2 protein-coding genes are annotated in these 2,453 nt (G+C 61.5%); both read right to left on the reverse strand.

Annotation, left to right across the window (positions count from 1 at the left end):
- Nucleotides 1-209, reverse strand: a 209-nt coding sequence (locus tag EOM25_13980) for a hypothetical protein (GenBank protein ID NCC26283.1), incomplete at its 3' end; no start/stop codon positions are given.
- Nucleotides 210-267: 58 nt separating this feature from the next.
- The coding region (locus tag EOM25_13985) for an alpha/beta fold hydrolase (GenBank protein NCC26284.1) at nucleotides 268-2,453 on the reverse strand (2,186 nt) is incomplete at its 5' end.

Consider the following 2,453-nt stretch of genomic DNA (forward strand, 5'->3'; position numbering starts at 1 on the left):
CGCAGAGATGTGTCCATGTTCACCCCCGGAATGGTGTTGGTCGCAAAGGAGTCAGTCGCCAGCAGCATGGGAAACAGGGCGAACACGGCAAGCACGGCCAGGGCTTTCCCCCATGTCAGACTTGTCTTCCATGCGACCCCAGTCCATAGCATCTGCTTCATAGCAGAAAAACTATTGTTTCTAATGGATTGTTGGGTAGCTGTCTTCATTTTTGTTCCTCCTTAAGATTTTCAATTTTTTGTCCATAGCAATACAACAAGCAGGCCTTCACCCGGCCACGTCCAGGAGGTCCTTTTCCAGGATGAGGAAGAAAGGATCGCTTTTGAGGACGTTGGTCATGGTTTCCAGCTCCTTGTCCGAAGGGGTCTGGCCGGTGTTGTAGGCCATGGCCCCCCGGACATAGCCTTGCCGGTAGACCTCCATCCAGAAGTCGTCGCTCACGGTCTTCTTTGTCTGCATGGGTTCGTCGATGAGGCCGGCCACATCGGCCTGGTCGGCCTTGCTCAGGGCCCCGTCCTTGGTCTGGCCGTGGTCGAAGTCCCAGATCAGGCGAAAATCCAGGCCCAGGGGATGATCCTTCCCCGAGCCGATGACGATGACCGTGCGGTCTGAGAGGACGTCCGGAATGCTGAAGAGTCGGGAATGGGGGTACCAGTCCTGGGTGATGTCCGGCCAGGACGGGGCCGGCAGGTAGAAGCTCGTGTCTTTGGCACTCGTGGCCATCAGGTTTGAGCAGACCGGCAGGACCGAGTCGTTGTGGTACCCGGCTATGGCCAAAATGGTTTGGGTGTAGGCCATGGCCGCGGAGTTGTTCACGAAGTTGCCGGGATCGGGGGTGACCCTGGTCCAGCCGCTGTAGAGGATGTAGCGCGGGGCCAAACGATCCTTGATGGTGGCGAACCGCTTGGTGAACCAGAGAAGCCAGGGGTTGTAGGTGGCGGTTTGGAGGTCACCCAAGGCGTTCAGGTAGGTTTGGTCGAAATCCCGGACATTCTGAACGGCCACGGGCCAGCGGCTCTGGGCCCGATCCTTGTCGTAGCGCAGCCGATGGCCGACAACGCCCACACCGGTGGAGAAGTAGATGTTGGCGTTGCCATCAAAGGAGTCCCAGGACAGATCCGAGGTGGCCTGGGTGGCCACGTCCTTGTTGGCCAGAAAGCTCCAGTTGTTGGGCCAGGTGTTCACGGCCTCGGGCGTGCCGTGGTGAGGTCCGGCCAGGATGATGGCCTTGCGCAGGAAGTCATAGTCAGACGTTGTGCCGGCAAAGGCCTTGTGGGTCTCGATGGCCGTGCGGGCAATGAGACCGCCCGTGGAATGGGTGATGACGACCACCCCGGTCGTGGAATCGGACAGGCCGCGGCCTAGATCCGTGCCCGGCAGCCGGAGGCGGACGTCGGCCAGGAGCCTGCCGAAGAGTTCTCCGCTCATGGTCAGGTGCTTGTAGCTTGGCCAGCGCAGGAGATAGAGGTGGTACTTTTGGTTGAGGGCCGGGGTACCCAGGTAGTAGGAGATGAGCTTGGAGAAGTTGTTGACCGGCGAATGCTCCCAGTCACAGAGTCGGGCCGCGCTCCGGTAATGAACGTTGCCCTGCCAGCCGTGGAGGAGGACAACGGGGATGCGGCCCGTGCCGTCCGCTGGAGGATTCTGGCCATAGGCCGTGTCGGCCCAGTTGGGAACGGCCCTGGAGCGCAAGAGAACGTCCAGGTCGAGGAGGTAGTGGGAATAGACCGTGCCGGCGTCCACTGGCTGGCGGTCCCGGTCGTGGGAGTCGGTCAGACTGTTGGTCATGTTGCCGGCCGAAGCCCTGGTCTGGGCCAGGGTGAAGGCCGAAATGACGGGCGGCAGGGACTGGAAGCGGGTCCAGTCCACGAAATCCTGAAGGGCGTAGAGAACGGTGGACCCGCTGACCACCGAGGCCACCACCAGGCGGTTCGTGCGGGCCGAGTCGGTCAGGGAGAAGGACGAGCTGGAAAAGACCGTGCCCTTGCCCACGGAAATGGTTTCCAGGCGTTTGGCCTTGCCGCCCACGGGCTGAAAATCGATGGCGATGACCGTCTTGGAGGAGCCGATTTCCTGGGTGAAGATCGTAGTGAAGACTCCATTGAGGTTGTCCGCGGCCGGAACAAGGCCGGATTTGTCGATGTCCACGAGGCCGGCGGCGTTGGAAGAGGCCACGACAAAGGAACCATCCAAGGCCGCCTCCCCATCCAGGGTCAAAATTTCGCCCCCATCGCTGACGACCACAGCCGTTTTCGGGCCCATTGGCTGGGCCTCTACGAGGCGGACCGAGGCCTGGGCCAGGACGTTCGGGCCCAGGTCCACAGTGTATTCGGTCCATTGGAAAGCGCCGTCGCTCTGGGATGAAACTTCCACCGTGACCGGACTGGTTGCGCTGAGAACGGAGGCTCGGGGGTCGTACCCGAGGACGAGGCGGGCCGAACCATCCGGGGTGG

It is taken from the genome of Deltaproteobacteria bacterium (genome assembly GCA_009929795.1).
Lineage (GTDB): Bacteria > Desulfobacterota > Desulfovibrionia > Desulfovibrionales > Desulfomicrobiaceae > RZZR01.